This window comes from Cyanobacteriota bacterium (assembly GCA_027618255.1).
Classification (GTDB): domain Bacteria; phylum Cyanobacteriota; class Vampirovibrionia; order LMEP-6097; family LMEP-6097; genus JABHOV01.
The window spans coordinates 1-24224 of the sequence record JAQCFG010000007.1; the positions used below are offsets into that span (position 1 = coordinate 1).

Here is a 24224-nt window from a genome sequence, read left to right on the forward strand (position 1 = left end):
AGCACACCAATATTATCACATCTAATACGCTTCAGAATCAAAGATTAAGCAGAATTTAAGCATAATCAATATATTGAGGACCGTGTTTCCACAGTTCACTTTTCAAAATAATTATTGTCGATGATGGGACTAGGGACATCTAAATTGCGATGCAATTTTACGATGTCCAAGACGGGTCACAAGTCTGCTTTATCATCTGAGGTCTGCTACAACCGTCTTATCCACTCAACCGGAACCACAATCCGTACTCAGTCAAAACGATTATTAATCGTTTATTCCTTCGTGTGTCGGGGGACAAAACTTTATAATGATGTCTTTTGCGTATCTGGCTACCCCTTAACCTTAACCACTTGGCGACACCTGCCATGCCTGGTGAATGCTCGTAAGCACACCAATATTATCACATCTAATACGCTTCAGAATCAAAGATTAAGCAGAATTTAAGCATAATCAAAACCCAATCTACGGACTTCCTTAAGTAAAGTCTCAATTTCGTAGGGCTTTGGTAGGTAGACGTCGGCTCCAGAGCTCAAAAAGTTTTGGTAACCAGGTATTTGGGTTGCAACTAAGATTTTCATGCCGAGTTCTTCTTTGAAACGGTCTAGTTCTTTGCATAAAGGGACGAAGTTCTTTTGTCCGATAGTAGTAGCTTCAATTATAAGGATTTTGGGTTCGTGTTCTGTGACATCATCAATGAGATGTTCAATTCCTCTAGAAAGAATAGCGTTACTGCCTTCTTGATTTAGAGTCTCTTGTATTAGTTCGGCAAAGTCAAGATCGTTTTCTAGGATTAAGACCTTTTTGTTTCGAATACCTGGCTCACGTTTGTTTTTGATAGCTTGTTCTATAATGTCAGTGCCTGAAAGAAAATTGCGATCTATCTTAGAACAATAGCCAATGTTGAGCCTGAGTAAACCCTCTCTGCGTCTGACTTTGTTAGGTGCTGATGAAATTATGAAACCACTTTCATAATCTGTTTGCATATATAAATTACCTAAGATTTTTTTGAAGTTGATTTGTACGCTGCGGGTGATCGTATCAAGAGATGCAGAGTCACTAATGATCAGGAAACTATCCCTACCTAGGTGTCCAAGGAAAAAATTAGAACGAAGTTTCTCTTTGAGGCTCTTTTCAAGTACTCGCGCAGTAGCGCGAATCGCTTCATCTGACTTGCTTACTCCATACATCACGTTGTAACTCTGGAAATGCTTGATGTCAATGTGGATTATAACCCAGTCATTGAGATGCTTGCGGCAATGCTCGATTACTTTGTAGGTTTTGTTGATACTGGGCAGATTGGTAAGCTGAGAAAGTTCTTCGACTTTCTTGCGTCTAAGGATGGAGTAGAATTTGAGAAACAATTCTTCATCAGTACAGTCTCTGGAAATGGTTTCATCCGCTCCCTGTTTCATCAGCTCTAGTTTTCTTTCTATGTTTTGGTCAGCTTTAGTGACAACTAATTTAAACGGTTGGCATGATCTTGATCTATATTCAACTTCAGGGTTAAAAGCTTCTTCTTCAATTAGTACAATCTCTGGTCTATATTGTTTGATTAATTCAAGGAAGTCTTTTGTTTTAATCGTCTCAATGAGATTAATCCCAGTTTCTTGGCATGAGGCACGGAGTATTGTATTGTATACAATACTAGATTGACCACTAGCTCCAAGAATATGAAGAATGTGATCGTTTGGAATTAATCCCACCACACTTCGCCCCCCTTATGAAATTCGGTAGTTAAATAAAGACTGAATGTGGTTTTACCATCTTGGCTTGCAAGACTAAGATCGCCACCCAGTAATTTAGAGAGAGACTTGCTGATATATAAACCAAGACCGGTACCTTCTGTGATTCTAGTGAGTGGACTATCCAGTCTACTAAATTTGGTAAAGATTTTTTGCTGATCCTCTGCTTTAATACCAATACCGTAATCGATTATATCTACCTTGACCATTGGTTTAGCGTTGAGCATTGAGCTAGAGATTTCAATGTCTACTTTCTTTGATTCCGGTGAGTATTTAATAGCATTGTCAATTAGATTTGTAAGTACTTGCTCTAATCTATCTTTATCAACCCAAACCTCTGGAAGGTCTTTGGCTGAGACTATTTTGATTTCATGAGAGAAGTTATGCTTAGAACCAACAACCTCGGCAATATAGTCTACCAAGCCATGGATTTTGACTGGATGAATGGTTAGTTGTAGCTTTTTGCTTTCGAGTCTTGAAACTGCAAGTAGGTCTTCAACCAATCTTGCAAGTCTTTCAGCTTGATTTTTAATGATGCCAATATATTTATTACGTTTGTCTTTGTCTATTTCTTGTTTGCTGTTGAGTAGTGTTGCGGCAAAACCTTTGATGCTAGTAATAGGAGTTCTTAATTCATGCGAAACTGTGCTAATAAATTCAGCTTGAGTTCTATCTAGATCTTTGTTATAGCCTTCAATAATAAAGAACATCAATGAACCAACTATTGCACCTGCTTTATCGATGATTGCTGTCTTGCGTGCTTGAATATTGATTTGTTTGCCGTCTCTAGTGAAGAGGGTTGTAGCTTGATGGTGAACTGATTCTGGGCTCGGGTCCGCTGAGCTGGTGAGATCTTTGACTTGAAATAATTCAGAGATGTTTTTACCCAGAATTTCTGAGTCATGCCAGCCCGTAATCTCCACCATTTTGGTACTAAATAATGTGATGCGTTTTTGCAAGTTGTATGCTACAAAACCATTTTCTGTAGCTCTTGCAACGCTGTCGAGTATTTCCTCGGGATTATTTACGCCTAGTTTGGGAAATTGATCCATAACGGTCATATGTACAATTGTACATTATTGGGCAGTCTATGATTTGAGAATTTTGCTTATGCTCGCTCTTCGAGGCTGCAAATGCTGCGCTGTAAAAAGCGCTCTTAACCTTGAAGTTCGTTGATCGCCTCTTTGATATCAGGAGCATTATAAACTGCTGAGCCAGCTACAAAGACATTAGCGCCCCTGGCTTGAAGTTCTTGAGCTATAGGTCCAGGAGCGACTCCTCCATCTATTTCGATAGCAAGTTCGCCTTTCGCAAAATCAGTACCAATAGTTCTGCCATTAGCTTTAGCTAGTTCTACTACTTGAGTGATTTTTTCATAGACCACTGGTCTAAATTTCTGTCCACCAAAACCAGGATTAACGGACATGAGCAAAACCAAATCAATATCCTTAATAAAGCTCTCAAGCGAACTGACAGGAGTCGCAGGATTAATTGAGAGTCCAACCTTGACGCCTGTTGATTTAATTAATTGAACAGTGTTGAATATTTTCTCTGTGTCGTAGTCACTGACTGTCTTACCAAGCTCTTCCCACTGTTCTTGGGTCTCCTCACCAGTTAATCTTTTATCAAAATTGGAAACCGCTAATTGATGCTCAAGCAAGTCTTGTCTGCCGGCTGCATAGCGATACGCTTCCATATGAAATGTAATTAAGTCTGAACCAGCTTTGATAAAGTCAGGTATATGACGTTCTGGGTTCACGATCATTAAGTGAACATCGATAAATAAATTTGTTATAGGTTTAATTGCTTTGACAACGGGTGCTCCGATGGTGATATTTGGTACAAAGCTACCGTCCATTACATCAACATGAACCCAGTCAGCTGTTGCTATCTTCTTGATTTCGCTTTCTAAATTAGCGAAGTCGGCAGATAGGATTGAGGGTGCGATTAATACCATTGAGTTATTGGTTTTGCGATGTAGAGATTTTCTGTAGTACAAGACCGAGGAGCTTTTTGACACCGGAGTTTACTGGGCGTAAATGAGGATGGCAAAAAGTGACGAGAACGCAGTAATATAGGAAAAGATCACAGAGTCAGTTTAGTTTCTGCCGAAATGAGCATAAGCCTTATTAGCTTCTGCCATTTTGTGTGTAGATTCTTTAGTCTCAACAGCTTTGCCTTTGTGGTTGAAAGCGTCTAATAATTCGTTACTAAGTTTCTCAATGAAGCTTCTACCACTACGTTTGCGAGCAGCGATGATTAACCATCTGTGTGCAAATGCTTCACTAACTCTAGGCTCTACTTCACTAGGTACTTGGTAAGTTGCACCACCAATACGTTTGGCTTTAACTTTAACTAAAGGCATTGCATTCTTGACTGCTTGTCTGAAAATATCAACTCCTGCTTTGCCCTCGACTTTAGTGTCAAGTTCGCCAAGTGTTTTGTAAAACAATCCTTCGGCTGTTGATTTCTTGCCATCAACCATCATTCTGTTGATGAACGCACCTACGTGGGTATCGTTAAACCTTGGGTCTGGCTTTGCTACTTTTCTTTTAAATCTTCCGTCTTTTCTTGGCATTATAGTTTCCTTGTTAAATTAATTTCCTGTTTGTCTAGTTAGCTTTTCTTTTTAGCTTTTTCTCTTTTGGTTCCGTACTTAGATCTGCTTTGCTTACGTCCTGTAACACCTTGAGTATCAAGTGCACCACGAACTACGTGATAACGAACACCAGGCAAATCTTTTACACGACCACCTCTTATAAGAACAACTGAATGCTCTTGCAAGTTGTGACCTTCGCCGCCGATGTAAGCTGTAATTTCTTCTCCGTTAGTTAAACGCACCCTTGCGATTTTACGCATCGCTGAATTTGGTTTCTTCGGCGTGGCCGTTCTTACCTTTGTACACACACCACGCTTGAGTGGGTTGTTGTCCAAAGCCGGGCTCTTACTCTTTTTCTTTGAGTTTTTGCGGTTTTTGCGAATTAGTTGTTGTATAGTCGGCATTAGCAGGTTATTCTAGCACCCCTAGGGATTGGTATTGCTGGGATTTATAAGATTTTTAAGATTTTCTTTTAAATAAGGCTCTTTCAGGCTATAATCTAGGTGCTTTAAGGCTATGAAATTCAAATCTATACATCTAATAGGCTTCCTGCGCAAGTTCCCTTTATCTTTACTAACGGAACTAGTGCAGCGCAGCGTTCCGATCTTTTTTGTATCGACATCACTAGCAAAACGGGGTTTTGCAGGATGTCTCATACTGCTTCTTGTGATTGCTTTACCGGCTTCTGCCAATACTATTCAGGCTTTGAGACAGGTTTTGCAGCAAAGAGCGGTACAACCCAAGATGTATTTACCCGATAGCGTATTTCTTGGTGAAGAAATCAGGGTTTTTGTTTATGCGCCTGGCGCAAGCAAGGTTCAATTGTTTGCATCTAATGAACCAGGACAGATTGAACTAGCTGGAGAGCCTACTCGATTAGGAGTTGATTACAGGCAAATTGGTGAGAAGAGAGTTCTTGAGAATCAGAATTTAAAGGCTGACTTTGTTGTGAAGTTGGATAAAGAGAAAGATGCTGCCTTGGTAGATAAGTTCTATATGTTTGAAGCTTTAGTAACTTATGAAGATCCGCAAACTGGTGAGACTAATACTATGCGCGCAAGTTACTTTGGTTCAAATGCAAATTTCTCAAATAATAATGCAGTCAAAATTAAACCAGAACCAACGAATCATGCAACGGCTGCTTCAATTGCTAAGTCGATGATACCAGGTCTAGCACCGAGTCCAGGAACGGGATTGTAAGATGGACTATTATTCAAATACGCAGTTTGAAGAGTTTGATAGATTTGTCGAGTTTCTTGGCTTCACTTATGCTGACTCCATTAAAACAGCACGCAATGTCTTTATTGATTTAGATGAATATATCTTCCCGAAGAGTGCAAATAAACAAACTAGTTTTGCAAATCACCATCTGAGTCTTCAAGAACTCAATTTGCGCTTTAATCGTTTACTTGCTGAGTTTGCTGAATACGAGAGCAAGTTTCCTGGGCAAAAACAAAATAGATACCTCACTATTAATGTAATTGATGTTAAGTCAAACACGGATGAGGAGCTGTTTCGCTGGTCTTACTATAATCACAAGTTTGCTGCCTCACAAGGGCAAGATCAAGCCGCTATGAATGAATGGCACAAGCTTGAATCCAGAATTGATGTTAATAAGCTTGCTCGTTTTAAAGCATTGCGAGAAACCAACCTTGCTTTTTATATGCATATTGTAAACAACCATCAATTCTTTGACAAGATTGTTTTTGCCGGTTTGCCGCATGAAACCAAAAATGAAACTCAATATGGTTTAGATGTTGCTGAGGAGCAATATCTCAGTAAGTCAATTCGTGATAACCAAGCTCAAGGAATTTGCCGACTTGTTGAAAATGGCTTGGGTGTTGCTGTGCTGAACCTCGTACTTAAATTTCAACTCTTGCGCAAGCTCAATATCAAAACACATATCCTTGCTAATTCTCGCAAACTCAATAAATACCTGCTTCTGGATATCAAGGCATTACTTGCTTATATGGAGATTCAAGAAACTAATATCAATGATTGTGACTTTGTGTTTTTGATTAATGATTTAGATTTATTGAGTGTGATTCCTGAGGTGAACACAGCCAAGCCTATCTTTACTGTTGACTTGAGTCAAGAATCAACACCTAACTTCTCTTATATGCTTTTGCGTGATGATGGCTTTGAACAAATCTATGGTTATGCTAAAAAACAAGCCGATAGAACTGCGGTAGATGCCATGATTAGGTCTCTGTGCTGCGGGCTAATGATGTTTATCACCAAGCGCAAATTCAAAGAACAGCTTGCGATTAATTATATGGATGATTATTTTTTACCCTTATCAAAGTCTTTGTCTAAGGATATTAGTGATTTCCAGACTTCAATTGATATGCTTACAGAGAAACTAGAAAATGAACCAGAGGTTGCCCCATTAGATGCTTAAACAAAGAATAGAAACAATAGTCAAAGACGCTCTTGCCAAGAGTTTAGAGCAGGGCAAACTTGGGCAATTAACAACTTTGCCAGAACTCGTTCCTGTTGAGCTTCCGAAAAATCCAGAACACGGTGACAAAGCAATTAGTATCGCGATGAAACTCTCTAAGGAAGCCAAGATTGCACCACGAATGATTGCTGAGGCTATTGCTACTGAGCTTGGGTCCAAGGTTTTTTCTAAGGTTGAGGTAGCTGGTCCGGGCTTTATTAACCTCACGCTAGATTGGGATTTGCTTGAAGAGAGTATTGCTGAGATTTTTAGTTTGGATTTGGACTATGGTCGCATTGCAAAAAATGATAGAGCTGATAAATCATTTGAGACTGTGATTGTTGAATATGTTTCAGCCAATCCTACTGGTGACTTGCATCTGGGACATGGTCGTCAAGCGGTCTTGGGCAGTGCCTTGGTTGATTTGTTGAGATGGGCTGGTTATGATGCTAGTTCTGAGTTTTATATAAATGATGCTGGCGTGCAAATGGGCAAACTAGCTGCTTCTGCAAGGCAAGCTATTTTAATTAAGGCTGGTGAGCTAGGCGAATCTGACTATGATGAAGAGAATAATTATCCATTTGCTGCAATGAAAGAAATCTTGTCTGATAAGAAATGGCAAGACATTGAAAGTCAGGATATGAGCTCTGTTACGGCAGAGGATTGTGGCAAAGTTGCCAAGGAGATTTTCCTTGAGTCTCAAAAGGAGATACTCAAAATAGCTGGTACTGAGTTTGAGTGCTGGTATTCAGAGCTAGAGAATTTACACCAAGGAGAAACTACTAAGGTAGATGTGGTTTGTCAAAAAATGCTTGAAGCTGGTATCGCCTATGAGAGCGAAGGTGCGCTCTGGTTTAAAGCAACAGAGTTTGGTGATGAGCGTGATAGAGTTTTGCGCAAGACTGATGGTTACTATACCTATCTCGCTGCTGATCTTGCCTATCACCAAGACAAACTCAGTCGCGCAGATAGATTGATCAATCTCTGGGGCGCTGATCATCATGGGCAGATTCCTGGGGTTATGGGCGCACTTGAAGCACTTGGCGAAGATCCTAAGCGTCTTGAAATAGTTTTGATGCAAATGGTTTCACTTACTAAGGGTGGTGAGGAAGTGAAGATGTCCAAGCGAACTGGTAATTTCGTCACAGTGAGAGAATTGATTGAAGAAGTTGGGGTTGATGCCTTTCGTTATTTCTTGCTTGAATGCCAACCAAATAATCGCATCGTTTTTGATTTAGAGCTTGCTACCAAGCAAGACAAAGACAATCCTGTGTACTATGTGCAATATGCTCATGCGCGTTGTTGTGGTATCTTGCGTAACTTAACAGAAAAACAAGTGGATCAAACTGAACTGCCCGGTAACAGCCTTGCTGTTGCAGATGGCATTATGACAGAGGCTGAGCTGGATCAATATTTTAAGACATTTACTTCTGCTACAGGCCTTTACTCAAGAGTCTTTGCTAACTTGAGTCCAGAACAGCACAAGTCTACCAAGGCATTAATTCTTGTTTTGCTCAATTTCCCAGAAGAAGTTAAGGATGCTGCTGCTAGCTATGCACCCTACAGGATTGCAAACTATATCAAAGAACTCGCAGCTTTATTTCATCAATTTTATACTCACAATAGAGTGATCAATGATGATGCAGAATTAATGAAAGCAAGAATCTCTTTGGTTGCTGCAAGTCAAAAAGTTTTACGTAATGGCTTAGGTATTTTGGGGATTAATGCGCCGGAGCGGATGTAAAAAGCAGCCCTAAAGCAGAAGGGCTGCTTGAACAGGGTGGTTGTCATAACCACCAAAGGAGCCTAAACCAGGTAATATTTACCGCTGGTAAATTGGATTTCTTGTTCTACTGTTTGGAAATCCGTGATCTCATATTCTGGGCGGAATTGGTCTAGTCCGACTATATTGTTACCAGAAGCATCCTGATTCGACTCTAAAATTGTTTCGTCCCAATCTTCAATTAATTCAATCTCTCTGTCATAGAAGCTTGATTGATTGGATTTTTGTTCTTTTTTAATTTTGGTAAATACTTTGTAGCCATCACGCATCTCTTTAGCAAAGAGCACCAACTCTCTTTCTTTGGGGCGGGCGCCATCAAGATTGAGAATCATGTTACGAACTCTTGCAAGGTGTGATTCGACTGTTCTAATTGAGATAGATAGTGCAGCTGCAATTTCTTTATTGCTTTTGGCTTCACCGATCATGTTCAAAATACTTACTTGAGCATCGGTTAGCTGCTCTCCTTTGTAACTTACCTTGGGTTTTAAAATTGCATCTTTCGGAAAGAGCTCTTTCTTTGGTTCTTTGGTTATAGTTGTTGCCATTTCTATTTTTCCTTTTATAAACACGAATCCTATTTCCATTATTTGTATCCCCCGTGGAGCTTGCATACGCAAGCTCCCTTGTTGTATTTGAAGCAAGCGTGCTTAGTCAAACCCTGTCAAGGAAGGGGTCTTAGGTTGGCTTGATAAGCTCGCTTATGTCATTAATAATAAATGATTGAGTCCCAATATGAAAGGGGTCATTTAACCTCTGAGTGATTTTGTGATTTGTGTTGTTGGTGAGAGGGATTGGGGGGTTGGGTTAAGGTTGTCTTGATGGGTTCTCGGGATTTAAGGGGTTCATTTAACCCCTGGAAATTCTAGAAATGTATAACACAAAAAATGCGTTGCATTTTTTACTAGACTCAAGCTGGCATCTAAGGCGACTGCGTCGCCCTAAGCTGGACTCAGGCTCTATAGCAGTGACTTAGGTTTGGTATTGCCGGCAGAAGGGTCATTTAACCCCTGGAAATTCTGATCACAACAATATTATGTACTTTAAATTCACGCATTTCTGGTAAAATAGCGTGAATTCATGCTTAAATTAAGCCAAATTCACGCTATTTTGCCAGAAATCCGTGAATTTGGCTTGTGGAATTGGTATAATAGAACTAGTGATTGAAGAGCTAGAATGCATGAAATTAGAGTATGACTCATTGCGTAAAGGCAAGGCAAGCTTGCTCGCTTTATTGGATGAAGCCGAAGTTGCAGAGGCAGTATATAACTCCAATGCTATTGAAAATTCAACTCTGACTTTAAAACAAACAGAGCAGATTCTTTTGGAGCTTGAGTTTAGTTCTGATCTATCTTTGCGAGAAATATATGAAGCGAAAAACTTGGCTAGAGTTGTTGAATACATTAGAGCCAAGTCTAAAGAGCAAGAGTTGAACCAAGAGATGATTGTGCTTTTGCATAAAATGCTGTTGGGTGGCATTGATGACAAAATCGCTGGACGTTTGAGAGCAGTTGGTGAGTACGTTAGAGTCGCCAATCATGTTGCTGCTGCGCCAGAGAAGCTAGAAGAATTGTTGCAAATGGCTTTTGTAAATTATAGTAGTAGTATTAGTCGCAATATTATAGAGAGGATTGCTGAGTTTCATTTGGAGTTTGAAAACATTCATCCTTTTTGTGATGGTAATGGCAGGATTGGTAGAGTGCTGATAAATTATCAATTGCAGCGTCAAGGATTTCCTCCGGTAATTATTCGTGATAAAGAGAAGGCTGATTATTACTCTGCATTTAGAGATTATGATAGTAGCCACAAAACTAGGGGCATGGAAAAAATCTTAATCCTGGCAATCCAGGAATCAATCCATAAGCGGCTTGCATACATGAAAGGTTTGAAAATAATGAGACTAAGTAACTACGCTAAAACCCAAGATCGTTCTCTTTCTGCTTTAAGTAATTCTGCCAAGAGACAGACTATTGCAGCGTTTAGAGAGAAAGGTGTTTGGAAGATCGGGGTTTAACCCAAAATCATCGGCGGCGGCGAGTTAACATCTCCAAATCCATGATTTGCAAGTTCTTCGCGAGCAATAGCTTTGTCTAAGGCAATATCCACAAATAATTTACCGTTAAGGTGATCGATTTCATGTTGGACGCAACGACAAAAAAGATCCTCTGCTGCTTCTACTCTATAGTCCTTACCTTTGAGGTCTTGAAACTTGAAAATGATTCTGCGAGCACGTTTGACCTTGAAAAATACATCTGGGAAACTTAAGCAACCCTCAAAACTATCCATCTCACCTTCTTGATAAACAATTACTGGGTTGATCATTACCACAGGATTGTATTCTGGTTCTTTATTGCGCTCTTCTTCATATCTTTCTGAAGCCCAGTCAATATCAATGATTAGAATCCTTTGATTGACACCGATTTGCGGGGCAGCTAAGCCGATACCGTTTTGGTGGTACATCGTTTTGAGCATTTTGTCGACGATCTTTTCTAGTTTGCGATCGAACTTAGAAACTACTGAACAGGGTTGACGCAGTAGTTCAGAGCCGTATTTTTCAATTTGATAGTATTTGCTTTCGCTCATCGTGATTTGTGATTAAAGGTATTGAGGGCAACCCCTCTAGTACTAGCTTTAATGAAATTAATTATATAGCGAATTTCCGCGCTTTGTTCTAACTCGGTTTCTAAGCGCTGAATCAGGTTGTCTCTATTGAGTCTTTCTTTACAATAGATGATTTTAAATGCGCGCATAATTTCACTAAGACTAGTTTGATCAAAGTCGGCGCGTTTTAAACCAATGCGATTAGTTGAAATCGCCCCAGCTGGTACGCCCATATAAATAAAGAAGGGAATGAGATCGTGATTAGCTGCTGCCATTCCGGACATCATTGCATACTTGCCAATACGACAATGCTGATGCACCATTGCGCCGCCACCAAGAGTTACGTTGTTTTCAATATGAACATAGCCACCAAGGCAAGTGTTGTTTGCCATAACTACATTGTTGCCAATTTGGCTATTGTGCCCAACATGACTGCCGACCATAAACATATTGTTGTTGCCAATTTTGGTTAGTTTGCCTTCTCCTGTCGCTTTGTGCACAGTTGCAAATTCACGGATGATATTGTTGTCGCCAATTTCGACATAACTAGTTTCGCCTTTGTATGCATGATCTTGAGGCTCACCACCAATCAGCACATGTGCTGAGATTTTGTTGTTGGCTCCGATTCTAGTACCAGAACGAATAATACTGTACTCACCTATTACGGTGTTTTCACCAATGATTACGTCATCTTCTATAATCGCAGTGTTGGCGATTCGGGCATTACTGGCAATCATGTTCTTAGTTGAAAGCACGTATGTAAATATATCATATCTGGCTTAATGGTAATACCTATTGGATGAGTAGTTCAGTAACATGTTTTTCAAGCTGTGACACACGAATTGGACCTAAAATCTTGCTAATGCGGTTTCTTTCAGTATTAACAAAGGCAGTTTCGGGGATTCTTGAGATTTTGAGCTCTTTGACCATGCCTTTATATTTAGACTCATCAACATCTATTTCAAAGAAATCTACTTTATCGCCCATTGAGAGCTTTACTTCTTCAAATGCAGGTGCATATTGTTTGCAGCTTGAGCACCAGCTTGCATAGAACTTGAGTACTGCTGGCTTTGAGGAGCTAGCCAGAAACTCACTAACTGCACTCACGTTGGAGCTTGAAGTTTCACTAGTTTGGTTACAACCGGTAACCAAGAAGGCAAGTAGAGTTAGGACTGATAGTTTGCGCATGGGGATGATTATAGCATCCGTCTTCGCTTTGCTACGACGGATGATATCATAGAGCTGTGCCCAAAATACTACTAACCGGAGATAGACCAACTGGACCCTTGCACTTGGGGCATTATGTCGGTTCATTGCAAAATAGAGTGAAGTTGCAAAACGAACAAGATACTAGTGGCGCTCACCTTTATAAGCCATATATTTTGATTGCTGATATGCAGGCACTCACTGACAATTTTGAGACACCTGACTTAGTTAGTGGCAATATCCTCAACGTCGCGCTTGATTACCTTGCTGTGGGAATTGATCCCAAACTTAGTTCGATTTATATTCAGTCACAAATTCCTGAGTTCTCAGAACTCACTATGTATTTTTTGAATTTGCTTACGCTCAATCAAATTGAACGTAACCCCACTGTCAAAGAAGAAATTCGCCAGAAGAATTATGAAGGACAAATCCCGATGGGATTTTTGATTTATCCAGTCTCGCAAGCCGCTGATATTCTGGCTTTCAAGGCAGATGTGGTGCCGGTTGGTGCTGATCAAATTCCAATGATTGAAGATAGTAATATGCTGGCGCGCAAATTTAATCAAGTCTACAAGTCTGAAGTGCTTAAAGAATGCAAAGCACTTATTCCAGACAACTTTGGTCGTCTTGTTGGACTAGATGGCAAAGCGAAGATGTCCAAGTCATTAGGCAATGCAATCTATCTCAAAGACACGACCGATGAGCTTTGGGGCAAGGTGCGTCAGATGTATACTGATCCGGATCATGTCAAAGTAGAAGACCCTGGTAAGGTAGAAGGCAATGTTTGTTTTACGTACCTTGATGCTTTTGGAGATGATCAAGCTAAGGTACAAGAACTTAAAGATCATTACTCGAGCGGTGGACTCGGTGACATGGTCGTCAAAAAATATGTTATGGAAGTGCTTGACGCTAAGCTCGCGCCAATTCGTGCAGCTAGAGAAGACTTTGCAAAAGAGCCAGCGCAAGTAATGGCAATGCTTGCAAGAGGTACTGAAGAAGCTAGAGCAGTTGTGCAGGCTACTATGAAAGATGTTAAAGAAGCGATGGGGATTGCTTATGACTTGTCGGTTATTGCTTAAATCAAAAGCGCATCATTAACTTCAAAGTCAACACCGTCAATATTCAAGCTGTCACCGTCTTTGGCGCCTTTGGATTTAATTGCATCAATTACTCCTAAGCCTTTGGTTACTCTAAATATATGATAGAGCGAATCAGGTTCTTTGAGGTTAACTAGTTTCATGTGACGTTCTAGTTTGCCGCAATGAACTAACCATTTGACAGTTTTGTCACTTTGATCTTGTTTGATTATTTGGAAATTACTATCATCATGATCTGTTGCAATTGGATCGTAGTCGATCAATACTTCTTTAGTTTCTTTTGGAATTTCTTCAAGAGCTTGTTCTATATATCTTCTAAGTTCAGTGAGTCCTTGACCTGTGAAAGCTGAGACTGTAAAGAGTTTGAGACAAACATCAGGATCCATTTGTTCTTCAAAATCCTTAACGACTTTGGCTAGTTCATCTTCTGGATAGCCCTCGATTTTATTTAGGACAACAATTTGTTTGCGCTTTGCAAGCTCAGGAGAATAATTATAAAGCTCATAATTTACTTGAATAAAATTGTGCAATGGGTTCTCAAAGTTTTTGTGTTGAAACTCATCTAAATTAGATCCCATTAAACCCCAGACATCTACCATATGAATCAAAAGACGAGTGCGCTCGACATGTCTTAGGAACTCGTGCCCCAAACCATGTCCCTCACTAGCTCCCTCGATTAGTCCAGGGATGTCTGCCATGACATAAGCATCGCCAGATTCTTTGCGAACAACACCAAGATTGGGCATGATAGTTGTAAATGCGTAGTCTGCAATTTTGGCTTTGGATGAACTGACTTTAGAGATGAGGGTCGATTTACCAGCATTGGGAAAACCAATGATGCCAACATCTGCAATCATTTTTAGTTCGAGTTCTAGCTCACGTTCAATACCAGCTTCGCCAGGTTCTGAAAAATTGGGTACTTTGGTTTTGTTTGATTTGAATTTGGTATTGCCGCGCCCACCACGGCCGCCCTCTGCAACTAATAGCCTTTGCCCTTCGTACGTCAAGTCTCCAATGATCAGCTCCGCGTTGGGATCTTTAACGACAGTTCCAAGAGGTACCTTGATGATATAGTCTTCGCCACTGGGTCCGGTTTTGTTTGATCTGCCGCCTCTCTTGCCATTGTCTGCTTTGTAAATTGCTTTAAATTTAAAATCTAATAAGGTACTAAGATCATGAGTAGCTTCAAGCCAGATACTTGCACCTCTGCCACCATCACCACCATCCGGTCCACCATTGGCGACGAATTTTTCTTGACGAAAGCTACTAGCTCCGTGTCCTCCACGGCCGCTTGCAAGTTTGATTGTGACTTTATCAATAAACATTAGTAAAGACTGATTGTAGCACGAAAGAGTTGCGAGTCTAGATAAATCGTCATGTTTTACGTTAATATTGTCAATTATGACACTTGAAATTAAACAAAGTTATAAAGAACCTGCTAGAAGGCTTTATGTCAAGAATGCTGGACGTAATCCAAAAACAGGAAAGCTAGAGGACGCAAAGGGCTTATTTCGAAAAAAATTCATACCTAGTATTTCTTCGTTATAGATCTGGTCCAGACTCAGGTGCTCTTGTATAATATTTTTGGCAAATTCCTCACTACCAATAAAGCTTTTTGCAACAGTATGATCTTCTGGATTCCACTCTGCTTTGCGCATCTCATCATGAAAAGATTTAAATTTTTGTACAGAGCCAGCAAAGCCTGTCAAGCCAAAATTATAATCAATAAAATCAAATCTCTCAGTTGAATCCAGGTAGGATGAATAACTTGAATAGCTCCAATCCTGTACCTCATCAATTAATTTATAAGGATTGTTATGAATATAAGCAATCAAAGCTAGAGAATATCTATCCTTCTCAACAAGTTTCCTCATATATCTTCCCTTATAGACAGTCCCATCCTTCTCTGGATATTTCTTCAGAAAATATATTGCATAGCTCTGATTCAATGCCTTGATAAATATTGATAGATTTGCATTGGGCGATGAAAAGTACAAATGATAATGGTTGCTCATCAAGCAAAAGGCAAAAAGTCGAATATTATACTTGAACACCATCTTTCTCAATAAGCGCATAAAGACGATATTGTCTTCTAAATCACAAAAGAGATTTTGACGATTGATGCCACGAGATGCAACATGATAGAAAGCATTTTCAAACTCTATGTAAACAGGGTCTCACCATAATCTAGACTTATAGCAAAATTTTTCATCAAGTCTGAAAATTTGCGGTCATACACATAGTATCTGGAATTCTGGAGACCTGACCCTAAGTTCTAACTTGTAGTGTTTGCGCAATATCACCTATTTCAGTTTCAAGCTCATCCCCATAGATATTAAGCAAGAGATCCACTTCTTGTTTATAAATCTCCCAGCTAGCTCTAATATTGCTGCGATTAAGACTAATCATCTCTCTGCCGAGCTTGGCATTGCCAGTAGCGAGCCTAGTCATTGATGCAAAGCCTGGTCCGCGAGTTGCCTTGCTAGGTGCAAAACTATCAGATAAATTAGCTAAACCAAGACTAAGAACCAATGGTAAATGAGAAGTGATCGCAACTGCTCTATCGTGAGTTTCTGGATCTAATAGAACTGGTTTGGCGCCAAGCTCGGTGATTACTTGTTCAAGTATTGAGTTTGGTTTTTCTATGATCCAGCTTGCATTTTCAAAAAGCTCAGGAAAGCTCGCCTCGTAGCCTTGTTTCTCTGTACCAGCCATTGGATGACCAGCGATGAAATTGTTTAAACCTAGCTCGGCGGCTTTGATTGCGATTTTGCTTTTGGTACTAGCGCAATCAGTGATTATTGTTTTGGCAAAAGCTCTTGCTTCAGTAGCTATTGTTCCCTCATTGCCTGAATTAGAAATGATTTGTGCAATTTGCTCGAGTTGCTTAATGATAGTTGTTTGCTCAGCGCAAAGAAACAAAATATCTACATTGGCTAAATCCTTTAACTCCAATTCTTTGTTTTGACTTTTGCTGACACAAAGTAATTCATAACTATCAGGCTTAAGTGCGAGTCGTTTTTCTATTGAGCCACCGATGAGACCGAGTCCTATTATTCCGATTTTAAGTTTTGACATGAATTTATATTAGCATTGATGTCGATCTATGATGATACCAGTGATTAGAGAGTATTCAAAAAGGCACATATACAAGGCTTGCGAGTTTTTGTGAACCGCAGTTGGCTGAGCCGCCAATGATGACGGATCAGAACGAGCGTAACGCAGTAGATGAGTTCTTCAAGACACGCTCTTAGTGCATTGGGCCAAGGTAGGCGTATTCATCATTCATCGAATCCATCTGTTGCACCGACGCATTGTATCGTAACTGACTTGGATTAAAAGCTGTTTGCGAAGCATGTTCTGCTCTTGCATCTCTTCTAAACGCTTTGACGGCTTTAACTCCATCGTACATCGTCCAAAGACCAGCGATAGGGAAAACTAGTTGTGGTAAAACATTGCCGCCCATATAAGGAAGCACACTGGCAGGCCCGCCCACACTCATTTGTTGTCCAATTTGAGCTGCGGTTAATCCGCCAAAAGTTTTAACACCAAGTTTTTGTGCTTGAGCTGCATTTACATTGTAGTCAGCAGAGTTGCCGCCACCAAATAGTGGTACAGTCCCTTGCTGAGCTCCTGATGATATGCCGGCTGACATTTGATTTAGTACTTGAGAGAAGGCACCGCCAGTATCAGCTTGTGCGCTCATACTGCTTTGCATACTGTCTTCCAGGAAACCAAGTCCTGGGTTGCTTGCGTATGCGAATGCCGAATCTGATGTGTATGGGTTGTTCATTATAAATTCCTCGATATCGATGAGTTGAGATTTTCTTGCATTTGGTCAAGTACTTTGATAATCTTCATCTCTGCTTTGATTGCCGTGTTGAGTTGAACAATGTCCGCCATCTTGTCGACGATTGAGACGTTTGCTTGTTCAAGGTGACCTTGTCTTACTTGAGTCTGACCTAACATTGCGCCAATTTTCATTTCATAAATATCACCAGCTTCTTCTGTGGCGATAAATAATCCTTGTCCAACATCTTGCAATGCATCATTGTTAGTGAAGTTGACTACACTCAATCTACCTAGTACAGTACCTTCTACTGTTGAGAGTGTACCTTCTTCATCTAGGCTGACATTGGAGCCGATTGGAAGAATGATAGTTGATGAGGTTGCACCTGCATCAAAAGAAACTGTTTGACCACCAGCGATATTGTCGTAATTCTGACTAATAAGTTCATTGTTTGGGTGAGAGGTGATGAGAGGATAGCCTTGTGCTGACATTAATTCACCGTTGGGTCCAACAGTAAATGAACCGTTACGAGTATAGCCGCGAGTTCCATCTGGAAGTTCAACTTCAAAGAAGCCCTTTCCTTGGATTGCAAAATCTAGTTCACGATTGGTTTTGGCAGGAGCTCCATTATTAAAGTCTCTTCTTTCTACCATTTTCATTCCATGAATTGTTTCATGAAAACTTGTTTGCTTACCACGATAACCAGTAGTAAAAATATTGTTGATATCAACTACACGGTTACCAAGATCATGCATATGATGATTGACTGAACTGATGCTGTTGTATGTGTATTGATTAAACATTAAAGATTCCTTCCATAAGTTTCGATGAGTGCTTTATCTACTCCAAGTTGCATTGAGAGTACATTTTGCACTGTATCGATATGACGTTTGACTTGTAGAATTTTTGTAACATTGGAGGATAGATCTACGTTAGAAGTCTCTAGACTACCTTGCATTACATGTACTTTTTCACCTGGTTGAGCTTCATAATCAATTGCGATTCTTCCAATGAAAGTTCCATTAACATGAATATGACCATTTTGATTAATTTTAATATTGCCACCTTTGGCTAGTTCTGCATACTCTGGCTTATTAATTTGTTGATCAAGTACAACTAGTTCTCTATCTTGAATATCTACTATTTTGCCATCTCGATTGAGGTGGAATTGTCCATCACGAGTTCTTTCTGGTTTACCGTCTGGACCTTCAACCATAAAGTAAGCTCCGGCTTTAGTTAATGCCAGGTCTAATTTGTGATTAGTTTTTTCAAGCACTCCCTGCTCTTCATCACGGAATACATCACTCATAACATCAGAAAACATTACTGAGTCAGGATGTATTGACTTAAAGCCAACCGTGTGCGAATTAGCAATATTGGTCTGAATAATACCTATTCTCTTGACACTTTGGTCCATAGCGTCATAAAGTGTTTTTACGTTGTGGTTATATAAATCGCTCATCTATGGGTATATTAGTACTGTAAAAAGGTTATCGAACGGTTAAAGTCGGAGTTAAATATTATTAAGTTTAGTCAAAACCTCAGCGCTACGAAAATATTAGCTAAAGCACTTCATGAAGAGGGAGAACTTGATGTTCATGAGGTTTTAGTGGAGTTTTTGGAGCATTTGCAGGGACAAATTGCTACCAAACAATTGTTTATACTCAGTAAAACAGAAGAGAAACTCTTTGCTCCTCAAGGTTGTGATCAGTCTCAAATCTCTTTTAATAACCCAGATTTACTCAAATTTGAGATCGGTCAATGGGGAATTTTGTTTGCGCTTGCTCCAAAATTAGAACCAGCTTGGGAAGAAATTACTGACGCTTTGAGCTTGTTTGTGAAAAGCGCTGCATTGAAAACACAAACGACTTTGATTCGTGCTCTTACTTCTGAGTTGCGTAAGACTTTTAAACCAGAATTAGCACTTGAAAAAATCTATCAAAGTCTTGAGAGCTTCATGAAGCTCAAGGGTTTATATTTCTTCAAGCGCTTGATTAATAGAGACGATGATGGTGAGTTTTTATTCAAGGGTTACAATCTTTTTTTTGATTCGGCGTCTAGTAATACTTTAATTGATAAAGAGAGAGTTTTGGAGCTTGAAGAGATTCAAGAAGCTGATTTTATTGACCAAGACTTAGAAGTTGAAATTATCAAATCTAAAATTCGTGGAAGAGAGTGGGGGCTTTTGGTTGCTGCTCGTAATGAGTCATGGACAAGTGAAGATGCTGAGATTTTAGAACTCTTTGCAGAGCAGATGGCAACAGTGTTTAATCAAAATGAACTACATAATGAGAGTTTGACAATGGCTCAAAGAGAATTCCTGCTTAATCAAATTACTACCAAGATTAGAGAGTCACTCGTTGTTGATAGTATTCTTGAAACTGCGGTTGCAGAGATTGCTCAAGTGATGGGCGCAGAGTCTTGCGGGATTGTAATTCTTAATCGCAAAATCAGAGGAAGTTTTGGGCACAAGGTTTGGTCTGTTAATGATAGTTATTCCGCGAAAATGATTGACGCGATTTATGCAACTCTCAAAACAGATTTGGAACCAAATTGGCTCAATCCTTCGATTCAAGTACCTAGTTCGATAGAACAAGAAGCTGAAATTCATACTTGGGGTGGACTTGAAGCTGTTGGACTTAAGTCATATCTCTGTTGCGGTTTGTTTCGTGATAATAGTAAAGAGTTGATTGGTGTTGTTTCACTTGGTTTCTTTAATCAAATCCGCACCTGGACAGAGGATGAGCAGTTACTGTTAGAAGGGGTTGCCAAACAATTAGAAATAGCTCTGATTCAGGCATCTATTTATCAAGAAGCGCAGCAAACCAAAAGGCAAATGGCTTTATTGCATCGTTTGAGTAGTGATATTAGAGACAGTTTGGATATTTCTGTTGTGCTTGGACAAATTGCCAAAGGTATTGGTGAAGTGCTTGGGCTCAATCGTTGTTTTGTTAGAAGGTTCTCCGATGATTTTAGGATTATTAAAACAGAAGAAGAATATTGTTCTACTGGCTACGAACCAAGTGCAGATTTGATTTTTGGATTTGAAAGAGAATGGATTACTAGTTTGTCTCAATCTAATAGTTATTCTAGCGCTCTTGAAGTCTTGAATATTAGTTCAGTGGAAACTCATTTAGCGGATGAAAGTCCTGCTTTACTAAAAGTAGCTAAGGCAATTAATCTTAAGAGCTACTTATCAATTCCGCTTGTCGCACGAGGCAAGGTGCTTGGCACAATCACAGTCCATCAGTGCGATAGAGAGCGTAGCTTCTTGAATGAAGAGATTGAGTTTATTTTCCGTGTTGGTTCGGAAGCTGCAATTGCCATTGAACATGCTGCATTGTTTAACACTATTAATCGTTTTAATAAGATGGATCCAGACACTGGTCTTTATAATAAAAAATATTTTAGAGAAATTGCCAAGCGAGCTATCGCAGGGGCAGAAAAAAATAAAGGCGCAATCGCGTTTTTGTTAATAGATGTTGATCACTTGAAAGCAATTAACGATGACACTATTCATGGTGGTCACGAGGCTGGTGATGAAGCGATTCAAACCCTGGCTAATATATTAGCCAAAACAGTAAGGCAAACTCCGATAGATGAGTTGCATCATAGGCTCTCTGATGTTGTTGGACGTTTTGGTGGTGATGAATTTATGGTTCTTTTGCCTGGCACTGGTATTGAAGGAGCAACAATTGTTGCTAGTAGAATTGCCGAAAATCTACGTAAGGTGAAACATAGTACTTGGCCTGAAGCTTTGACTTGTAGTATCGGAATAGCAGCTACTCCTGATGATCCTTATGATTATGAGCAGCTCAAGACTCTTGCGGACAAAGCGCTTTATCAGTCGAAACATAAAGGTAGAGATGCTATTAGTACTACTTTAGAGTTATAGGGACTTGCTCCGAAATGTCTTGCTCTTGAACATTTGAGAACAAATCTAGGTGTCCGTCATCATGAGGAGCAGAGCGACGTGAGGATCTATGAGACTCGATGATTAAATTTACTGACTGCTATAATCACTGCGGTGTCAACAATTGCAGCCATAGTCACAGCACCTGGTAATGCCGCCGTTTCTATTATTAGAATTAGCGGTAGTGAGAGCTGGCCTATAGTGAGGTCCTTACGTCGCTCTGCTCCTCAGGATGACGAGGCTGGCAAATTCCAACTCTCTTGGCTTTATGATGGCGATCAAAAAATAGAACAAGCTTTGATTTTGCCTTTCAAGGCACCACGCAGTTACACCGGTGAAGATGTAATTGAAATCCAATGCCATGGTGGTTATTGGCTAAGTCAAAAGATCTTGAGATTGATACTAGAGGCTGGCGCCGTTTTAGCTAAGCCTGGTGAATTTACTGAGCGAGCGGTGATGAACGGCAAGATAGATTTGAGTCAGGCGGAATCTATTATGGATTTGATTGAAGCGCGTAGTGATAGAGCTGGTGTCAACGCTATCAAGCTCTATCAAGGTGATTTAGGTTCTGAAATTAAAACAATAAGAACTGATTTGTTAAATACGCTCGGTGCACTCACTGCTTCTATTGATTTCCCAGATGAAGTTGAGGACTATGACAAAGCTAAATACCAAAAGCAAATGGCAAAGACAATTGCAGAGATAGAAAAAATACTTGAAAGCGAGCAGGAAGGACATGTTTTGCGTGAGGGTTACAAGGTAGCTATTGTCGGTCAGCCTAATGCTGGTAAATCGACACTCTTGAATGCCTTACTGAAAAAAGAAAGAGCCATAGTTACTGAGATTGCTGGAACCACTCGCGATTTGATTGAAGAGAATTATAGTATCAAAGGTTTACCGATAGTGCTTTTGGATACAGCTGGTATTCGCGAGAGTAGTGACCAAGTTGAACGTATCGGCATAGAACGCAGTCAGCAAGCGATTAAGGAAGCTGATCTTACTTTGGTCTTGGCAGATATGACTCAAACTCATCATCAGCGCTGGCAGCTTGAAGCTAATTGTTTGCACATCGGCACCAAGCTTGATTTGGTAGATTGTCCTGATGCTAATTATGATTTGATGATTTCTGCTCACAATTCAACTAATATAGAAGAGCTTAAAGAACTTATATACTCTAGAGTCATGGATATCAGTTCAGAGTCTCAAGTCAAAATTAATCACCGTCAAGCTGACCTTTTGCGCAAAGCCAAAGACGCTCTAATTAAATCTCAAGCTGCTACTGAGCTTGCAATTGACTTTTGGACTATCGATTTGCGCGGGGCGATTGCTGCTCTTGGTGAGATTACTGGCGAGACTTTGACAGAAGAATTGCTCGATAATATATTCAGTAGGTTTTGTATTGGTAAATAGCGATTACCAGGGTCGTATCCCCACAACGCACGCTTTGGTTAAGGATTAGACTTGCTATGACAGAGGATGCTAAAATAAACTATCATGCGCGAATCAAAACCGACCTTCAATATCGACAACAACTCTGACTCGAAAATAGCAATAATCACTGCTAGTTGGAACAGTGAATTCAATCAAGAAATGGCTGAGTCTGCCAAAGAGGCTCTGCAAGAGCATGGTGCTCAGGTAGAAGAGTTTGAAGTACCTGGCGCACTTGAGTTACCAATCATGGCACAACAATTGGTGCAGACTGGTGACTTTGACGCGGTGATTTGTTTTGCGACTATTTTTAGAGGTGAGACTTTGCATTTTGAACTCGTTGCAAATGAGAGTGCAAGAGGTTTGATGGATGTCTCGCTTACTTTTAATGTACCTGTTTTGAATGGAGTATTAGCTTGTGAAAACAAAGATCAAGCAGAAACAAGAGCTTCAAGAAACAAAGAAGATAAAGGCAGAGAAGTGGCTTTGAGTGCTATTGCATTAGTGCAACAAATTGCTCAAATAGATAGTCGCTATCATGTGGTCCAGGGCTAGCTTCTGGATGATATTGTACTGAAAATACATTATTGCGATTTTTGTGTTTAATTCCAGCAATCGTATCATCATTGATATTCAAATGAGTGATCTCTAAATTATCAGGTAGGTTTTCTTTACTTACTGCAAAACCATGATTGTGTGAAGCGATTTCAATTTTGCCAGTTTTGAGATTTTTGATTGGTTGATTGACACCTCTATGTCCAAACTTGAGCTTAAATGTTTTTGCGCCGCAAGCAAGAGCAAGAATTTGATGACCAAGACAAATTCCAAAAATTGGTTTACCAAACTTGGCTAGTAATTCTTGGACGGTATTGACTGCATAATCTACAGCAGCTGGGTCTCCAGGTCCATTACTTAGAAAAATACCATCCGGGTTTTGTTCTAGGATGTAGTCAATAGAAGTACTTGCTGGCACTACTTCAACCTGGCAACCATGCGTGATGAGCTTGTTTAAGATGTTTTGCTTAATTCCAAAATCAATAGCGATTACTTTATAGGTCTTAGTAAATGAAGCTGTTGACTTGATTGAGAGCTTGGCTTTATAGCTTTGCTTGCAAGTGACTGCTGAAGCAAGATCTTGTCCGTCCATAGAAGGAAATTCTTTGAGCTTTGCCATCAACTCGTCAGTGCTAGCATTGTCATCATTTGAAATTACAGCGCGCATTGCACCTTTGTCGCGAATATGTTTGGTGATAGCTCTAGTGTCGACATCATAGATAGCAGTGATATTGTGCTTCTTGAGGAAATCATCCAGGCTTTCTTGGGCGCGGAAGTTGCTCACTATGGGGCTATAGTTTTTGAGCACCATGCCTTTGGCTTTAGTGCTCATGTCTGGACTTTCATAATCAGCATTGTTGCAACCATAATTGCCAATCTCTGGATAAGTAAAGGTAATGATCTGCCCAGCGTAACTCGGATCAGTCATGGTTTCTTGATAACCGGTCATACCAGTGTTAAAAACTAGCTCCCCAAAACTAGTATCTGTTGCACCAAGGCTTTTGCCTGTGAATTCTCTGCCGTCTTCTAATAGTAGTTTTGCCATATGAGGGTCGTATCCTGACATTGGACAT

24 protein-coding genes and 1 pseudogene are annotated in these 24224 nt (G+C 40.0%); 8 read left to right on the top strand and 17 right to left on the bottom strand.

Features of this window, described 5'->3' with window-relative positions:
• Nucleotides 1-440: 440 nt before the first annotated feature.
• The 6 genes and pseudogenes from O3C63_01715 to rpsL form a co-directional block, all read right to left on the bottom strand.
• Nucleotides 441-1703, bottom strand: coding sequence for a diguanylate cyclase (locus O3C63_01715; GenBank protein MDA0771639.1), 1263 nt, complete (start codon nucleotides 1701-1703; stop codon nucleotides 441-443).
• Nucleotides 1694-2794 carry an ATP-binding protein gene (locus O3C63_01720; protein MDA0771640.1) on the bottom strand — a complete coding sequence of 367 codons (1101 nt, stop codon included), beginning with the start codon at nucleotides 2792-2794 and terminating at the stop codon, nucleotides 1694-1696. The genes O3C63_01715 and O3C63_01720 overlap by 10 nt, the downstream gene beginning before the upstream one ends.
• 104 nt (nucleotides 2795-2898) lie before the next feature.
• Nucleotides 2899-3438, bottom strand: coding sequence for a hypothetical protein (locus tag O3C63_01725; protein MDA0771641.1), 540 nt, complete (start codon nucleotides 3436-3438; stop codon nucleotides 2899-2901).
• Nucleotides 3430-3699: pseudogene (locus O3C63_01730) on the bottom strand (ribulose-phosphate 3-epimerase). Before O3C63_01730 ends, O3C63_01725 begins: the two are co-directional and overlap by 9 nt.
• Nucleotides 3700-3840: 141 nt before the next feature.
• Nucleotides 3841-4320 (bottom strand): 30S ribosomal protein S7, encoded by a 480-nt coding sequence (gene rpsG, locus O3C63_01735; protein ID MDA0771642.1) that lies wholly within the window; start codon nucleotides 4318-4320, stop codon nucleotides 3841-3843.
• Between the two features lie 38 nt (nucleotides 4321-4358).
• Nucleotides 4359-4745, bottom strand: a complete 387-nt coding sequence (rpsL, locus tag O3C63_01740) for a 30S ribosomal protein S12 (GenBank protein MDA0771643.1) — start codon at nucleotides 4743-4745, stop codon at nucleotides 4359-4361.
• Between the two features lie 112 nt (nucleotides 4746-4857).
• Between rpsL and O3C63_01745 the strand changes: the two genes are divergently transcribed.
• The 3 genes from O3C63_01745 to argS are packed head-to-tail and all read left to right on the top strand — an operon-like array spanning nucleotide 4858 to nucleotide 8525.
• Nucleotides 4858-5541 (top strand): hypothetical protein, encoded by a 684-nt coding sequence (locus O3C63_01745; protein ID MDA0771644.1) that lies wholly within the window; start codon nucleotides 4858-4860, stop codon nucleotides 5539-5541.
• 1 nt (nucleotide 5542) lies between these two features.
• Nucleotides 5543-6742, top strand: coding sequence for a hypothetical protein (locus O3C63_01750; GenBank protein MDA0771645.1), 1200 nt, complete (start codon nucleotides 5543-5545; stop codon nucleotides 6740-6742).
• Entirely contained in the window at nucleotides 6735-8525 is a 1791-nt protein-coding gene (gene argS / locus O3C63_01755) for an arginine--tRNA ligase (protein MDA0771646.1), read from the top strand. The genes O3C63_01750 and argS overlap by 8 nt, the downstream gene beginning before the upstream one ends.
• Nucleotides 8526-8587: 62 nt before the next feature.
• Here argS and O3C63_01760 read toward each other — a convergent pair whose 3' ends face one another.
• Complete coding sequence (locus tag O3C63_01760; GenBank protein ID MDA0771647.1) at nucleotides 8588-9109, bottom strand: helix-turn-helix transcriptional regulator; 522 nt, start codon at nucleotides 9107-9109, stop codon at nucleotides 8588-8590.
• Nucleotides 9110-9684: 575 nt separating this feature from the next.
• Between O3C63_01760 and O3C63_01765 the strand changes: the two genes are divergently transcribed.
• The gene (locus O3C63_01765) at nucleotides 9685-10575 is read left to right on the top strand and encodes a Fic family protein (protein MDA0771648.1); all 891 of its coding nucleotides are present in this window, start codon (nucleotides 9685-9687) and stop codon (nucleotides 10573-10575) included.
• On the opposite strand, the gene def is transcribed toward O3C63_01765, so the two are convergent.
• From def to O3C63_01780, 3 genes are read right to left on the bottom strand one after another with little or no spacing between them, the layout of a single operon-like run.
• Nucleotides 10572-11144: a peptide deformylase gene (def, locus tag O3C63_01770; GenBank protein ID MDA0771649.1), complete on the bottom strand. Its 573-nt coding sequence runs from the start codon at nucleotides 11142-11144 to the stop codon at nucleotides 10572-10574. The genes O3C63_01765 and def overlap by 4 nt on opposite strands.
• On the bottom strand, nucleotides 11141-11917 hold the full coding sequence (gene lpxA / locus O3C63_01775) for an acyl-ACP--UDP-N-acetylglucosamine O-acyltransferase (protein MDA0771650.1): 777 nt from the start codon (nucleotides 11915-11917) through the stop codon (nucleotides 11141-11143). Before lpxA ends, def begins: the two co-directional genes overlap by 4 nt.
• A gap of 37 nt (nucleotides 11918-11954) precedes the next feature.
• A complete protein-coding gene (locus O3C63_01780; GenBank protein ID MDA0771651.1) occupies nucleotides 11955-12350 on the bottom strand; it encodes a thioredoxin domain-containing protein in 396 nt (131 codons plus the stop codon).
• A gap of 56 nt (nucleotides 12351-12406) precedes the next feature.
• On the opposite strand from O3C63_01780, the gene trpS reads away from it, so the two are divergent.
• On the top strand, nucleotides 12407-13447 hold the full coding sequence (gene trpS / locus O3C63_01785) for a tryptophan--tRNA ligase (GenBank protein MDA0771652.1): 1041 nt from the start codon (nucleotides 12407-12409) through the stop codon (nucleotides 13445-13447).
• On the opposite strand, the gene obgE is transcribed toward trpS, so the two are convergent.
• From obgE to O3C63_01815, 6 genes are all read right to left on the bottom strand, one after another.
• Nucleotides 13444-14790 (bottom strand): GTPase ObgE, encoded by a 1347-nt coding sequence (obgE, locus tag O3C63_01790; GenBank protein MDA0771653.1) that lies wholly within the window; start codon nucleotides 14788-14790, stop codon nucleotides 13444-13446. The two genes, trpS and obgE, sit on opposite strands and share 4 nt — an antisense overlap.
• 123 nt (nucleotides 14791-14913) lie before the next feature.
• Nucleotides 14914-15630, bottom strand: a complete 717-nt coding sequence (locus tag O3C63_01795) for a transposase (GenBank protein ID MDA0771654.1) — start codon at nucleotides 15628-15630, stop codon at nucleotides 14914-14916.
• Nucleotides 15631-15733: 103 nt separating this feature from the next.
• A complete protein-coding gene (locus tag O3C63_01800; GenBank protein MDA0771655.1) occupies nucleotides 15734-16543 on the bottom strand; it encodes a prephenate dehydrogenase/arogenate dehydrogenase family protein in 810 nt (269 codons plus the stop codon).
• Nucleotides 16544-16715: 172 nt separating this feature from the next.
• Complete coding sequence (locus O3C63_01805) at nucleotides 16716-17258, bottom strand: hypothetical protein (protein MDA0771656.1); 543 nt, start codon at nucleotides 17256-17258, stop codon at nucleotides 16716-16718.
• A complete protein-coding gene (locus O3C63_01810; GenBank protein ID MDA0771657.1) occupies nucleotides 17258-18058 on the bottom strand; it encodes a flagellar hook basal-body protein in 801 nt (266 codons plus the stop codon). Before O3C63_01810 ends, O3C63_01805 begins: the two co-directional genes overlap by 1 nt.
• Nucleotides 18058-18717 (bottom strand): hypothetical protein, encoded by a 660-nt coding sequence (locus O3C63_01815; GenBank protein ID MDA0771658.1) that lies wholly within the window; start codon nucleotides 18715-18717, stop codon nucleotides 18058-18060. The genes O3C63_01810 and O3C63_01815 overlap by 1 nt, the downstream gene beginning before the upstream one ends.
• Nucleotides 18718-18873: 156 nt before the next feature.
• On the opposite strand from O3C63_01815, the gene O3C63_01820 reads away from it, so the two are divergent.
• The 3 genes from O3C63_01820 (at nucleotide 18874) to ribH (ending at nucleotide 23151) form a co-directional block, all read left to right on the top strand.
• Nucleotides 18874-21150: a sensor domain-containing diguanylate cyclase gene (locus O3C63_01820; protein ID MDA0771659.1), complete on the top strand. Its 2277-nt coding sequence runs from the start codon at nucleotides 18874-18876 to the stop codon at nucleotides 21148-21150.
• 132 nt (nucleotides 21151-21282) lie between these two features.
• Nucleotides 21283-22578, top strand: coding sequence for a tRNA uridine-5-carboxymethylaminomethyl(34) synthesis GTPase MnmE (gene mnmE, locus O3C63_01825; protein MDA0771660.1), 1296 nt, complete (start codon nucleotides 21283-21285; stop codon nucleotides 22576-22578).
• Nucleotides 22579-22662: 84 nt separating this feature from the next.
• Entirely contained in the window at nucleotides 22663-23151 is a 489-nt protein-coding gene (ribH, locus tag O3C63_01830) for a 6,7-dimethyl-8-ribityllumazine synthase (protein MDA0771661.1), read from the top strand.
• Here the strand turns inward: ribH and carA are convergent.
• Nucleotides 23090-24217, bottom strand: a complete 1128-nt coding sequence (gene carA / locus O3C63_01835) for a glutamine-hydrolyzing carbamoyl-phosphate synthase small subunit (GenBank protein MDA0771662.1) — start codon at nucleotides 24215-24217, stop codon at nucleotides 23090-23092. The two genes, ribH and carA, sit on opposite strands and share 62 nt — an antisense overlap.
• Between the last annotated feature and the right edge of the window lie 7 nt (nucleotides 24218-24224).

What these genes read in the sequence shown, in the direction of transcription:
- O3C63_01745 (MDA0771644.1), top strand. Translation starts at nt 4,858, where the DNA reads ATGAAATTCAAATCTATACATCTAATAGGCTTCCTGCGCAAGTTCCCT.
- O3C63_01760 (MDA0771647.1), bottom strand. Translation starts at nt 9,109, where the DNA reads ATGGCAACAACTATAACCAAAGAACCAAAGAAAGAGCTCTTTCCGAAA.
- rpsG (MDA0771642.1), bottom strand. Translation starts at nt 4,320, where the DNA reads ATGCCAAGAAAAGACGGAAGATTTAAAAGAAAAGTAGCAAAGCCAGAC.
- O3C63_01815 (MDA0771658.1), bottom strand. Translation starts at nt 18,717, where the DNA reads ATGAGCGATTTATATAACCACAACGTAAAAACACTTTATGACGCTATG.
- O3C63_01750 (MDA0771645.1), top strand. Translation starts at nt 5,543, where the DNA reads ATGGACTATTATTCAAATACGCAGTTTGAAGAGTTTGATAGATTTGTC.
- rpsL (MDA0771643.1), bottom strand. Translation starts at nt 4,745, where the DNA reads ATGCCGACTATACAACAACTAATTCGCAAAAACCGCAAAAACTCAAAG.
- carA (MDA0771662.1), bottom strand. Translation starts at nt 24,217, where the DNA reads ATGTCAGGATACGACCCTCATATGGCAAAACTACTATTAGAAGACGGC.
- O3C63_01720 (MDA0771640.1), bottom strand. Translation starts at nt 2,794, where the DNA reads ATGGATCAATTTCCCAAACTAGGCGTAAATAATCCCGAGGAAATACTC.
- argS (MDA0771646.1), top strand. Translation starts at nt 6,735, where the DNA reads ATGCTTAAACAAAGAATAGAAACAATAGTCAAAGACGCTCTTGCCAAG.
- ribH (MDA0771661.1), top strand. Translation starts at nt 22,663, where the DNA reads ATGCGCGAATCAAAACCGACCTTCAATATCGACAACAACTCTGACTCG.
- O3C63_01725 (MDA0771641.1), bottom strand. Translation starts at nt 3,438, where the DNA reads ATGGAAGCGTATCGCTATGCAGCCGGCAGACAAGACTTGCTTGAGCAT.
- O3C63_01805 (MDA0771656.1), bottom strand. Translation starts at nt 17,258, where the DNA reads ATGAACAACCCATACACATCAGATTCGGCATTCGCATACGCAAGCAAC.
- def (MDA0771649.1), bottom strand. Translation starts at nt 11,144, where the DNA reads ATGAGCGAAAGCAAATACTATCAAATTGAAAAATACGGCTCTGAACTA.
- O3C63_01810 (MDA0771657.1), bottom strand. Translation starts at nt 18,058, where the DNA reads ATGTTTAATCAATACACATACAACAGCATCAGTTCAGTCAATCATCAT.
- obgE (MDA0771653.1), bottom strand. Translation starts at nt 14,790, where the DNA reads ATGTTTATTGATAAAGTCACAATCAAACTTGCAAGCGGCCGTGGAGGA.
- O3C63_01800 (MDA0771655.1), bottom strand. Translation starts at nt 16,543, where the DNA reads ATGTCAAAACTTAAAATCGGAATAATAGGACTCGGTCTCATCGGTGGC.
- O3C63_01780 (MDA0771651.1), bottom strand. Translation starts at nt 12,350, where the DNA reads ATGCGCAAACTATCAGTCCTAACTCTACTTGCCTTCTTGGTTACCGGT.